We start from the raw sequence: 13,146 nt of genomic DNA on the forward strand, positions 1-13,146 counted from the left end.
GCACGAGGGCAAATGTGTATGAAAAACCGAGCACAATGCGCCGTTGGCGGGGCACGAGGGCAAATGTGTATGAAAAACCGATCACTATGAGACGTTGGCAGGCGCGCGAGGGCAAATGTGTATGAAAAAGCGAGCACAATGCGACGTTGGCGGGTCTAAGAGGGCACATGTGTATGAAAAACCGAGTACAAAGCGCCGCCGTCGCCCCACATCAATATTGTACAAATAGCGACGTTAAAATCCTCGAAAGAAAGCGCTTAATTTCTTCGCTATACTGAAGCTGCATCTAACTCATAGGGGGAATTCACAATGAAGAGAGCGCTTCATCTGCTGATGACGTTGTCGATGGTAATCGCGGTACTGGCGGCTTGCAGTTCGGGGAATAACGGCAACGGAGCGAACGACGGCGCGAAGCCGACCACGGGCGGCAGCCCGACCAGCGAGGTCAAGACGACGGAGCCGCCGAAGAAGGTGGAGCTGAAGGTGTTTATGAGCTTCCCGAGATTTAAGGATCAGTTCGAGCAATATTTTGCCCAGTTCAAAGAGAAACAGCTGGCGGAGAAAAACATCGACGTCACGATCCAGCTGGAAATGCCGAACGCCGACCAGGCGAAACAAATCCTGCAATCGCGCCTGTCCTCGGGCGACGCGCCCGACTTGTATACGCTTCACGCCAACGACATTCCAACCTACTACGATGCCGGATACGTCGCGGATCTGACGGGCCAGCCGTTCGTCGGCAAGCTGTACGAAGCGGTGACGGAGACGGTCAAATACGACGGCAAGGTGGCCGCGCTGCCGCTGGAAAGCCTGTCGTGGGGATATCTGTACAACAAAACGATCTTTAAGGAGCAAGGCCTGACGCCTCCGCAAACGCTCGACGAAATGAAGGCCGTGACGGAGAAGCTGCAAGCAGCGGGAATCAAGCCGTTTCTGCTTGCCTTCCAGGAATCCTGGATTCCGCAGCTGATGATGGCGTTGTCGCTGGGCGGCACGGTTTCCTCGGCGCATCCCGACTGGATTACAAAGATGAATGAAGGCACCGCTTCCTACGCCGATGTGCGCTCGGTATTCGACATCATCGATATGATTATGGCAAACGGTACGGATAAGCCGTTCGAGACGGGCAACGAAGCAGGCTCCGCGGAATTCGCAAACGGCAACGCCGCCATGTGGGTGCAAGGTTCTTGGAACGCGGAGACGATTCTGAAAGTCAATCCCGACATGGACTTCGGCGTCGCGCCGCTGCCGGTGAGCAACAATCCGGCGGACGCCATGATCAACCTGGCGACATCCACCTCGCTCGCCCTGTCCCCGACAAGCGAGAACAAAGAAGTAGCGCTTGATCTGCTTAACTACATTCTGGACGACAAAGATTCCTCGGCCCTGTTCGAAGAATTGAAGTTCAATCCTATCGCAACGGTGCATCAGTACGAGGTATTCCCTTGGGTCAACGAAGCGAGCGCCTACGTCTCCGAAGGCAAGGCCTATCTGGATCTCAAACTGCCAAACGGCGTGACGGACGAGACGGCCAAGCTGCTCCAGAGCTATTACATCAAGGACGTGACGCAGGACGACATCATCGCGGCGCTCGACAAAGTATGGCAGACCGCCGTCAAGAGCAACTAGGACTGCGCAGCGGGCGGGAGAACCCGTCCGGATCGGACCGGGAGTGAAAAGAAATGATGACAACGAGAACTAGAAAGATGAAGCCATCCGCGATGCTGCTCCTATTCGTCCTCCCTGCGCTTGCGTTCTACTGTGCCTTTACTTTAGCCCCCGCCATCGGGGGCATCTGGTACAGCTTGACGGATTGGAACGGACTGAACCCCGCTTACCGCATGGTGGGGTTCTCCAATTACGTCGAGGCGATGGGGGACCGTTTTTTCCTGAAATCATTATGGTTCACGTTCAAATTCGTCGCGTTCATGCTGGTGCTGCAAAATGCGATTGCGATACTGCTCGCCTTGTTCATCGAAGCCATGGGACGGAGCAAGGTCTGGTTCCGCACGATTTTTTTCATGCCGAACATGCTTAGCCTGATCATCGGCGGCTTCATGTGGATGTTTATTTTCACGCGGGTCTTCCCCTATCTGGCAGATCAAACGGGTTGGCTGCTGCTTGATCAATCGTGGATCGGCGATCCCAAGTATTCGTTTTTCTCCATTCTGGCGTTGTCGTTATGGGGCGGGGTCGGATACTTGATGGTCATCTACATTGCGGCGCTGCAAGGCGTGCCGAAGACGCTCAAGGAAGCGGCATCGATCGACGGCGCAGGGGCGTTTACCTTGTTCCGGCACGTGACGCTGCCGATGATCTACCCGGCTCTGACAATCGGCGTTTTCCTTACGCTGAACAGCTCGTTCAAAGTGTTCGACGCGGTTTATTCGCTAACGGGGGGCGGGCCGGGCCGATCGACGCAGGTCATTGCGATCAACATTTTCGAAGAGGCGTTCAGCTTCTCCAATCGTTACGGCTACGCCAGCGCGAAGGCGATGATTCTGTTCGGCATCGTCATGATCATCACGATCATCCAACTGGCCGTCATGAAGCGCAGGGAGGTGAGAGCATGAGCGGATCTGCACAATCCTACCATGCCCATGCTCACACCAGCAACAGCACCACCAACAACAGCAACAATAACAGCGGCAAAACCATGCGCCGTCTGGGCTCCGCTTCCATGTTCCTGTTTCTGATCCTCGCGGCCGTCGTGACGCTATTCCCGATCTACATGGCGCTGCTTAACTCCGTCAAGACGCAGGGGGAGATGCTGACGAACATTCTGGCGCTCCCGACTACGCTGGAATTCGGTAACTACGCCGATGCTTACCGCAAGACGGATTACATGCGAAGCCTGTGGAACACGGTTGTCGTCGCGGCGGTCGGACTGGCCGGGATCATCCTGTTCGCGTCGATGGCGGGCTACAAGCTGTCGCGGACGCCTGGCAAGCTCAGCAGCTTCCTGTTCGGACTGTTCGTCATGTCGACGCTGATTCCGTTCCATTCCATCATGATTACGCTGGTTCGGATCAGCAGCGACATGGGGCTGCAGGGATCCGCCGTCGGTCTCGGCCTGCTCTACATCGGTCTCGGAGTAGCGGTAGCGATCTTCCTGTATCACGGTTTCGTCAAGTCCGTGCCGAAGGAACTGGACGAGGCTGCGGTCATCGACGGCTGCGGCGAATTCAAGCTTTATTTCGTCGTCATTTTGCCGCTCCTGCTGCCCATTACGGCCACGATCGCTATTCTGAACATGTTATGGATGTGGAACGATTTTTTGCTGCCGCTTCTTATTTTGACGGATTTCAAAAGCTATACGTTATTGCTGTCCACCAACATGCTGTTCGGCGAATACAATAACGACTGGTCCGCGATTCTCGCCTCGCTCGTGCTTGCCATGTTGCCGGTCATCGTCCTGTATTTGCTGCTGCAGAAATACATTCTGCATGGCATCTCGGAAGGCGCGATCAAGTCGTAGGGAGGATAAATAGAGATGAGCGCAATAAGAAACGAAGAAGTATACGGTTTCGTCAAAGCGGACGGCCCCAGGCTGGTTAACGGCAGAGGAGAGCCCATCTTATTGAGGGGCGTTGGCTTCGGCAGCTGGCTGCTGCCGGAAGGTTATATGTGGCGATTTCCCGAAGGAGGCGATCGGCCTCGCAGAATCGAAGCCATGATCGAGTCGCTTGTCGGATCCGAGGAAGCAAATAAGTTCTGGTCCGTCTACTATGACCGATACATTGCCGAAGAGGATATCGCCAAGATCGCGGAGGAAGGCTTCAACTCGGTGAGGGTGCCGATCAACGCGAGATTTCTGACGGGAGAAGGGCCGGGCGGCCGTGCCGAAACGCATGTCGACGCAGCAGCGGGCCCGAATCAAGCTGAGGCTACGCCGTCAACGGACCGGGCCAGTCCTAATATCGATCCGTTAGAAGAGGACTCAATCCGCAATGGAGACGCACCGGAACACGAATCCGAGACGCGCGCGCCGTTTGGGCTTCGCGAAGATCGGCTCGTGCTGCTCGACCGCGTCATCGGCTGGTGCAGAGAGCATCGACTGTATGTCATCCTTGACCTACACGGCGCGCCCGGCGGGCAGACGGGCACGAACATCGACGACTCCGAGCAGGATCGGCCGAAGCTTTTTACGGACGAAATCCGCGCGCGCGAAGCCGTCGCGATCTGGCGCACGCTCGCCGAACGTTACAAGGACGAATGGATCGTCGCGGGATACGACCTGCTCAACGAGCCGCTCCCGGATTGGTTCTCGAACTACAACGATCGGGTGATGCCGTTGTACAAGGAGATGATCGCGGCGATCCGCGAGGCGGACGAGCGGCATATGATCATTCTGGAAGGCGTTCATTGGTCCACGGATTGGTCCATCTTCGAGAATGCCTTCGGCGAAGATCCTGTTGACAGCAACGTGCTGCTCCAATTCCACAAATATTGGAACAATCCCGACACGGAAAGCATCGCGAAGTATCTCGACTTCCGCGACCGCTGGAACGTGCCCATCTTTATGGGCGAAGGCGGCGAGAACAACAAGGACTGGTACACGGGCGCCTTCCGGATGTTCGACGACCGTGATATCTCCTGGAACTTCTGGACGTGGAAAAAGATGGACACAACGAATTCGCCTTGCTCCATCCGCAAGCCGGAGGGATGGCCGCTGCTCGTCGACTATCTGCAAGGCGGAGAGAAGCCGGAGCCGGCTGTCGCGAGGACCATTCTATGGGAATATCTTGACAACATGGCGCTGGAACGTTGCGATTATCAACCCGAGGTCGCCCGGGCTCTTCTGCGCAGAGCGCCTGTACGTATTCCTGCCGTTTTTTACGGCTACAAGGGAGAAGGCACAAGCTTTGGCTTTGGCTCGGCTGAGTCCGCATCCACTGCGCAGGCGGGCCTTCAATTTCGCGTCTCGGACGGAACGCGCATCGCGTTCGTCCAAAGTGATCGCGAGACGGCGACGTTCGCACATGGCGGGGGGGAAGAATGGGAGCTTGATCAGTGGTTATGCATGGAGATGACCGTCGGAGACTGGTTTGTTTACGACTTTGAACGAAGCGGCGAAGGAAAGAGGACGGATGAAGACCCGAAGCTGGATGTGGCTCTGCGACTCCAGTCGATAGACGGCAGCGGGAAGCTTCGGTTGGCTCTTAACGACGGGAGCGCCGTTACCCTGGACGTGCAAGAGCGCGATTGGCATACAGGACAAACGGTTTGTCGAGTTGCCCATTCGGAAGGAACCCAGAGTTTGCGCCTGACCTGTTTGGAAGGTAAAATCCGCGTGATGTGGCTGAATATAGGGGATGCTGACGAATCGCTTCGCTTGAACGCCGACTAGGATCCGCCCGCGAGCAATGGCAGAGCGGCCAGGTTAGCACGGAAACATCGTTTGCCTTTAACATTATAGAGCCGCGTTGGACACTAGTCCGCGCGGCTCTTGCACTTGATATAGCCTTTCAGATACGGCATGATGGAATCAACAGGTTAAGAGGGGAGAGAGGACGTTGGCACAGGAGATAAGGGGAAGCGGCACGAGGGAGATCCATGCCCGGCTGCTGCTGGACAGTTACCGTCGGCTCACGGGCAAGGAGCTGCTTCGCGTCCCGGACGGAGCCAATCCCACCGCCGTCATCGAGGAGGCAGACATTATCGTGCTGTCTCACGACACGGAGCAGGACCCCGTGCTAAACTACGGCAACCGGGCGGCGAGAGCGCTTTGGGAAATGGATATGGAGACCTTCGTCCGGACACCGTCGCGGCTGACGGCTGAGCCCATGGAGCGCGAAGAGCGGGCTCGGTTCCTTGCGCAAGTCGCTGAACGAGGGTATGTCGACGATTATACGGGCATACGCATCTCGAGTACGGGCAAACGATTTTATATCGTGAATGCAACGGTATGGAATCTAGTGGATGACTATGGGGCTAATCGCGGACAAGCGGCGACTTTCTCGGCATTTACATACATCTAGGCACGAAGGAGGGACACAGGATGACCCTATTGATCGGGCTTGCCGGGTGGGGCGATCACGACACCTTGTACCCCGCCGGAACGAAGCAAGGAGAGAAGCTTAACGTGTACGGCAGCCACTTTCCCGTTGTCGAGGTGGACAGCACGTTTTATGCCATACAGCCGCCCGAGCGGTTCGAGGCTTGGGTGAACGGCTCGCCTGCCACCCTGTCCTTTGTCGTCAAAGCCTATCAAGGCATGACGGGCCACCAACGCGGGCCGGCAGCTGGTAGCAACGATCCCGCCGCGATGGCGGAAGCTTTTTGCCACATGCTGGAGCCTGCGCAAAGCAGCGGGCGATTGACGGCTGCGTTGTTCCAATATCCGCCTTGGTTTGATTGCGCGAGCCGCAATGTCAGGGAGCTGCGCGAGATCAAGCGCAGAATGGAAGGTTTTCCTTGCGCCCTCGAGTTTAGGCATCAAAGCTGGTTCGATGGCGGGATGCGGGAGCGGACGCTCGATTTTATGCGGGAGGAGGGCTGGATTCATAGCGTCTGCGACGAACCTCAGGCGGGGATCGGCAGCATTCCCGAGGTGCTGGAGGCGACGGATGCGGAAACGACGATCGTAAGGTTTCATGGACGAAATGTCGCGAACTGGAATAATGGCGGCGGACCGAACTGGAGAGAGGTCCGATATTTGTACCATTATTCGGAGCAGGAGCTGACGGAGTGGAAGTCGAAGCTGCAAAAGCTGGAGCAGCAAAGCAAACGCGTTGCCGTCATTTTTAACAACAATTCCGGCGGGCATGCCGCAGGCAATGCCAAGACGATGATGTCCATGCTGGGATTGCGAAAGCCAGGCGGAGGAGATCCGCTTGAGCTGCCGCCTCCCGAGCCGGAGCAGCTCGAGTTATTTTGACATACAGGTTAAATCTCGGTATGAAACAAGCTGCGCCGGATAAGAGGGCGACGGCTTTTTCACATTGGCTCAGACTCTTGAAAAAGACGTCATGCGCAAGGAATTGTTATTTGATAACCCGGCTTTCTATCTCATGACCAGGTTAGCATACGCCTACGTTATCAACAGTTGTCGATTGTGCAAGCCGTAAAAGCGAGGCTACACTCGGTAGTAGCTGCTTAGATAAGTCAGATTGTTTCAATAGGTTCAGAAATTTATCGCGGATTCCGATTTTTAGAAAGGGGTGCAAATGGTAGAGGGTAATGTCGACTAAAATCTTGAAAGCACTTACAATAATGAGGTTTGACAGGAGGATATTCGTGTATGAAATCATTTATCTGTAAAATTTTGATTACGGTAATGTTTCTGATGACGGCCGCCATCCCTAATCCTTATGGAAGCTTATCAAGCCAGGCATCGGCGAATGCGGTAACGTTAGATGAATTCGATGCGCTGCGAAATAAATTCGTGGGCGATACTTCTTACGATGTCAATGATCCGGATATCGCAACCAAGCTGGCCAGAATATCGAATACGGGACAGCTTCACTGGGATACGTTAATTAAAGATCCGGCTCGCACCTATTTATGGAACGATCTTAACAATCCGATCCGATCGCACCATATGGCATCCAGCTACTCTCGGGTCGAAGCGATGGCGGTTGCCTATTCGACGGTAGGTTCGACCTTGTACGGGAATAACATGCTCAGAGACGACATTGTATCGGCCATGGATTGGCTGCACGATAATCGATATAACGATACGCTGTCGTCCGGGTGGGAAACCGTAGACAATAGCTGGTATCATTGGGAGATCGGGGCGCCGCAAAGCATAACGGCTGTCGTCATGTTAATGTACGACGAGTTTACAAACACGCAAATTACAAACTATATGAATGCCGTCTACAAATTTTCGTCCGATCCGAACATCCGATTGATGACCGGCGCCAACCTGATGTGGAAAACGCAAATTATGGCTTATCACGGCATCATCGTAAAGTCCGAGGAATTATTGGAAGTCGCGAGAGATCGTGTCAGTCTGATCCTTCCTTACTCGGAAAGCGGAGATGGTTTTTATAGGGACGGTTCCTTTATCCAGCATATCAAGCACCCCTATAACGGCGGGTACGGAAAGTCGCTGCTCGGGGAGATCGCAGTCATCGTGGACCTGCTGCATGGGTCCAGATGGGAAGTGACGGACCCGAATTTAAGTCATCTCTACGAGTGGGTCTATCAATCCTTCGAGCCCTTGATTTATAAGGGCGCCATGATGGACATGGTCCGGGGAAGAGAAATTTCAAGATATGCATTCCAGGATCATGCCGTTGGCCATTTGACGATGGCGGCTATTCTTCGTATATCCCAATTTGCTCCTCCTGCCGATGCGGCCAGAATGAAGAGCATGCTGAAATATTGGATTCAGGCGGATACGTTTAGAAATTTTTATGCAAGCGGTCCCATAGACAATACGATATTGGCGAAAGAGATTATGGCGGACAATTCGATTGTCCCCAGAGGAGAGTTGATCGAGCATAAGCAATTCTCCAATATGGATCGTGCCGTTCATCTTAGGCCGGGATTCGGAATCGGGCTTAGCATGTCTTCCAACCGCATTTATAATTACGAGTCGATCAGCAATGTAAACATGAAGGCGTGGTACACGGCCGATGGAATGACTTATTTGTATAACAATGACTTGTCGCAATACAGCGAAGAATTTTGGTCTACGGTCAATCCTTATCGGATGCCGGGAACGACTGTGGACACGCTTGCGAGAACGGTGACCGGCATCCCATATCAAAAGGAATATTTGAGTCCCAATACGTGGGTAGGCGGTTCTGTGTTCGATGGGCTTTACGGAGCGGTTGGCATGGATCTGAAGGCATCGGGCGATCTTAATGCAAACGGCGATGTCATTACTTCGAGCTCGCTAACGGCGAAAAAGTCCTGGTTTATGTTTGACGATGAAGTGGTTGCGCTCGGCGCCGGTATTACAAGCACGGATAACCGCACGATCGAGACGATTGTCGAAAATAGAAAACTGAACGCCATCGGCGATAATGCGTTGACCGTTAACGGGACAGTGAAATCGGATGCGCTTGGCTGGTCGGAGACGATGACGGGCGTCAACTGGGCTCATCTGGGAGGAAGCGTGCCCGGTTCGGACATCGGCTACTATTTCCCTGACTCGCCGACGATCAAGAGCTTAAGGGAAGCAAGATCGGGACGATGGGGAGATATCTCGACATCCAGTTTGCCAAGCCCGGATCCTCTGGTTACACGAAACTATCTTTCTTTATGGTTTGATCATGGCAATAATCCCGATGATGCTACCTATGCTTATGTATTGCTGCCGAACCGGGACGAGGCGGGTACGGAGAGCTACAGCCAAAATCCAACCATACACATTTTGCAAAACACGAGCGAAATTCAAGCCGTAACGGAAACGAGTCTTGGCCTGACGGGCATTAATTTCTGGGAAGGCGGCATGTATGAAGATGTGTGGTCGTATAATCCGTCTTCCGTTATGATGAAGGATGCCGCCGGAGAACTGACGTTTGCGGTATCCGACCCTACGCATACGAGCGACAAGCTTGTGTTCGAAATCGACAAGGTTGGAACATCGGTCATCAGCGCGGATCCATCCGTTACCGTTCTGCGTACGACGCCGAACATCAAAGTCGAAGTCAACACGGCTGATTCGCGCGGCGGCACTCACAGTTTCAAGCTGGCTTACGACACGGCAGCCCCTGCACCGGGATTCGGCGGGCCGGAATTGGGTCAAGTTCATTTGACGGCCGACAAGTCCGTCGTGCTTGTCGGCGACAGCGCCGCATTGGATGTTTCCGCTAGTCTGGAGGACGGTCAACCCCTTGATTTATCGAATGCGGTTGTCGAATTCAGCAGCGATAATCCAACGCTTGCCACTGTCGATCAGTCCGGCAATGTGACGGCATTAAATGGAGGCACCGTTCATCTTACGGCCACCGTAACCCATGCAGCCGTTACAAGAGCGGCAACGATAACGATACGTATCCCATACGGTCAAGCCATCGTTGTCGATCTGCACCCCGTTGAAGACGCTTTCGTCAGAAGCGGAGCCTACGCCGAAACCAATTATGGAAATTCGACAAGGCTTGAAGTCAATGGAGGCGGGGGCGATTTCCATCGCCGTTCCTATTTGAAATATGATTTAAGCCCGATTATAGGCGAGATTTTTTCTTCGCAGCTCTATGTTTTCGGTTCCAGCAATCCAAAGGAAAACAAGCTTTTTAGCGTCGAAAATGACAATTGGACAGAGACGGCCGTTAATTGGAATAACAAACCCGCGCAAGTCGATTATCTGGCATCGGCATTTACGGATACGGCGGCCGCGTATCATGAGCTTGATATAACGGATTATATATTCGGCCAAGATGCCGGCGACCAGATCGCAAGCTTAGCCATCATGCAAGACGGTACCGGTCAATACACATCGTTTAACAGCAGGGAAAGCGCGAACAATAAACCGTATTTGCGGGTCAGCTCTTATTTGTTCGAGCCGGAGGACTTCGATGTATCCGTTGATTTAGATTCCCAAGAATCCGTTCTAATCGTAGGTGAAAACGCAGTGCTGGAAGTTCGAGCGGAGCTGGAGACGGGCGCTCCGGTCGATTTAAGCCAAGCGGACATCGCATACAGCAGCGACGATCCATCCATTGCCGCAATTGATCAAACGGGCCAAATAACGGCTTTTGCGGCAGGTTCCGTTCATCTAACCGCCTCTGTAACATTGGGCGGCGTAACCAAATCGGCGACGATTGCGATTCGCGTCTATTATGAAGAAATAGTGACGGATCTTCTTCCAATCGAAGATGCGCATGTTAGAAGCGGAACCTTTGCAGCCGACAATTATGGAAGCCAGGTATTGCTGGAGCTAAATAATGCCGGCGGGAACTTCAATCGCCAAACCTTCTTAAAGTTCGATTTAAGTGAAATAGAAGGCGAGATGGATTCGGCAAAGCTATATTTGTACGGAGCCATAACGGATGCAGATCAAACCAGAAACAGCAGACTGTTTAGAGGAGCGGATGACGGCTGGAGCGAGTCCAGTCTGAATTGGAACAATAAACCCGCGCTTGGCACTTTATTATTATCGGCAATGATGGATAACCAGGCGATGTATCGCGAATTCGATATCACGGATTACGTTAAAGGCGAAGCAACGGGAGACCAAATCGCCACTTTGGCTGTTTTAAATGATGGGGCAGGCGCATTTGCTACTTTAAACAGCAAGGAGAATGCAGCGAATAAGCCTTACCTGCGGATTCGATCTTATCGTTCCGAACCGATAGCGGGTCCCTCCGCAAGTGGCAGCAATGACATGGAAGGTTGAGGATTGTTATCTAATAACCCGGCTTTCCATCTCATGACCAGGTTAACAAGCGCTTACGCAATCAAGAGTTGTCGATTGTGCCGCGCTCTGCAGCGGGGATACACTAAGGTCGAATCCGGAGCGCAATCAACACCGGTTCAAACCCATATAAACAGGAGGTCACTACATTGGCTAACAACACAAGAAGTCCGCTCTGGCGGAAGCAAGCCGTGATGCTGGTGCTGGCATCGGCGCTTATCGCGGGCTGCTCGGGCAACACGGGTAATAACAACAATTCCGCACCGAACACGGGCACACCGACCAATTCCGCGGCGCCGTCGCCTGGCGATTCGTCCGCATCGTCGGAACCCATTTCATTGACTTATTGGACTGGCTTAAATGCAGGCGCGGCCAGATCGCTCAAAGAATACGGCGAATCTTTATTTTATCAAGAATTGGAAAAGCGGACCAACGTAAGCGTTAAGTTCGACCATCCGGCCGTAGGCTCCGAGGCCGAGCAATTTAATCTATTGATAGCATCGAGCAAGCTGCCGGACGTTATCGAATACAATTTCACCACTTATCCCGGCGGACCGGAGAAAGCGATTTCGGATAAAGTCATCATTCCTTTAAACGACGTGATCGAGCAGCATGCTCCGAATTTAAAGGCATACCTGGATGCCAACCCGGAGATGAAAAAAGAGATCAGTACGGATAACGGAACGATCTACGCATTCCCAGCGCTCGGAGCGGGCAATTCCAACGTCAGCAGCGGCCTGGTATTGCGCAAGGACTGGCTGGATGAGCTGGGCCTACAAGTTCCGGAGACGATTGAGGAATGGACGAATGTCTTGACGCAATTTAAAGAAAAGAAAGGCGCCAAGACACCCCTGACCATGACGCTCGCTGAATTCAAAAGCGAACGGTTTAACGGAGCGTTCGGCATCGGCGTTGGTTTCTACCTCGATGGCGGACAAGTGAAATATGGTCCTGTCGAAGCGGCTTACAAGGATTATCTTGCTTTATTGAACCAATGGTATAAGGACGGTTTGCTGGATCCCGACTTCGCCACCCAAGACGGCGCGGCGAAGGATGCCAAGGCGACTAACGGCTCGGCAGGCGCGTTTCCGGCCTTTATCGGCTCCGCTGTCGGCAAGTATTTGAACGCTAACAAAGACAGCAACCCGACATATGATCTGGTGGCGGCGCAGCATCCGGTACTGAACAAAGGCGACGAGCCGCGATTTTTTACGGCGGCTTACGATTACCGCGGCGATAACAGCGCGGGGATTACGCCGGCGAACAAAAACGTGGAGCGGACGGCGCAATGGCTGGACTATCTGTACTCCGAGGAAGGCAATATGCTGAAGTCGTTCGGCGTAGAAGGGACGACCTATACTCTGGAAGGCGATTATCCCAAATATACGGATCTGATCGTTAATAATCCGGATGGCTTGTCCATCGGCGATGCGATGGCCAAATATTTGCGAGTGTCTACTCCTTCCCCAGGTTTTGTCGGCGACGATCGTTATACCGAGCAATATTACAGCTTCGATCAGCAGAAACATGCGGTTACGGTTTTCAACCAATATTACGACAACCTGAAGGATACCCGTCTGCCTCGCGTAACGCCGACGGACAGCGAAGGACAGGAGTTATCCTCCATCATGGCGGAGGTGAACACGTACTTCGAAGAAATGTTCATGCAGTTCGTGATGGGCGCGGCGCCGATCGCCGAGTTCGACGGCTACACGGCGCAATTGAAGAAGATGGGGATCGATCGCGCGATTGAAATTTATCAATCGGCTTACGAACGTTACACCCAGCGGTAGAATCGGGTCGGAGAAGCGCTGCCCATGCGCTTCTCCGGCTGG

The 13,146-nt window shown here is 53.5% G+C and carries 8 protein-coding genes; all 8 read left to right on the forward strand.

Translation table 11 applies throughout. The features are described 5' to 3' along the window. Window positions 1-309: 309 nt before the first annotated feature. The 8 genes from B1748_RS00960 (at window position 310) to B1748_RS00995 (ending at window position 13,104) form a co-directional block, all read left to right on the forward strand. Window positions 310-1,629 carry an ABC transporter substrate-binding protein gene (locus tag B1748_RS00960; protein ID WP_087565987.1) on the forward strand — a complete coding sequence of 440 codons (1,320 nt, stop codon included), beginning with the start codon at window positions 310-312 and terminating at the stop codon, window positions 1,627-1,629. Window positions 1,630-1,682: 53 nt separating this feature from the next. Beyond that, a complete protein-coding gene (locus B1748_RS00965) occupies window positions 1,683-2,573 on the forward strand; it encodes a carbohydrate ABC transporter permease (protein ID WP_373271236.1) in 891 nt (296 codons plus the stop codon). Window positions 2,574-2,656: 83 nt separating this feature from the next. Next, complete coding sequence (locus B1748_RS00970; protein ID WP_087566143.1) at window positions 2,657-3,478, forward strand: carbohydrate ABC transporter permease; 822 nt, start codon at window positions 2,657-2,659, stop codon at window positions 3,476-3,478. A 15-nt stretch (window positions 3,479-3,493) separates the two neighbouring features. Then, window positions 3,494-5,350, forward strand: coding sequence for a glycoside hydrolase family 5 protein (locus tag B1748_RS00975; RefSeq protein WP_256975461.1), 1,857 nt, complete (start codon window positions 3,494-3,496; stop codon window positions 5,348-5,350). Window positions 5,351-5,516: 166 nt separating this feature from the next. Continuing rightward, window positions 5,517-5,981, forward strand: a complete 465-nt coding sequence (locus tag B1748_RS00980; protein ID WP_087565988.1) for an MEKHLA domain-containing protein — start codon at window positions 5,517-5,519, stop codon at window positions 5,979-5,981. A 20-nt stretch (window positions 5,982-6,001) separates the two neighbouring features. Next, a complete protein-coding gene (locus B1748_RS00985; protein ID WP_087565989.1) occupies window positions 6,002-6,880 on the forward strand; it encodes a DUF72 domain-containing protein in 879 nt (292 codons plus the stop codon). A 363-nt stretch (window positions 6,881-7,243) separates the two neighbouring features. Further along, window positions 7,244-11,293, forward strand: a complete 4,050-nt coding sequence (locus B1748_RS00990) for a CBM96 family carbohydrate-binding protein (RefSeq protein ID WP_087565990.1) — start codon at window positions 7,244-7,246, stop codon at window positions 11,291-11,293. A gap of 167 nt (window positions 11,294-11,460) precedes the next feature. After that, a complete protein-coding gene (locus tag B1748_RS00995; protein ID WP_087565991.1) occupies window positions 11,461-13,104 on the forward strand; it encodes an extracellular solute-binding protein in 1,644 nt (547 codons plus the stop codon). Window positions 13,105-13,146 lie beyond the last annotated feature (42 nt).

This window comes from Paenibacillus sp. MY03, from assembly GCF_002165585.1.
GTDB lineage: Bacteria > Bacillota > Bacilli > Paenibacillales > Paenibacillaceae > Pristimantibacillus > Pristimantibacillus agaridevorans.